1 rRNA gene is annotated in these 274 nt (G+C 56.2%); it reads left to right on the top strand.

The window, feature by feature from the left end:
* A 16S ribosomal RNA gene (locus KJS42_RS22970) occupies positions 1 to 274 on the top strand; the annotation flags it as partial.

Raw genomic sequence — 274 nt, 5'->3', positions numbered from 1 at the left:
CGGCCCAGACTCCTACGGGAGGCAGCAGTAGGGAATCTTCCGCAATGGACGAAAGTCTGACGGAGCAACGCCGCGTGAGTGATGAAGGTTTTCGGATCGTAAAGCTCTGTTGCCAGGGAAGAACGTCTTCTAGAGTAACTGCTAGGAGAGTGACGGTACCTGAGAAGAAAGCCCCGGCTAACTACGTGCCAGCAGCCGCGGTAATACGTAGGGGGCAAGCGTTGTCCGGAATTATTGGGCGTAAAGCGCGCGCAGGCGGCTGTTTAAGTCTGGT

Origin of the sequence: Paenibacillus sp. J53TS2, from assembly GCF_018403305.1 — a bacterium.
In the GTDB taxonomy this organism is placed as follows: domain Bacteria; phylum Bacillota; class Bacilli; order Paenibacillales; family Paenibacillaceae; genus Fontibacillus; species Fontibacillus rhizolycopersici.
This window is presented reverse-complemented; position numbering and strand designations above follow the sequence as displayed.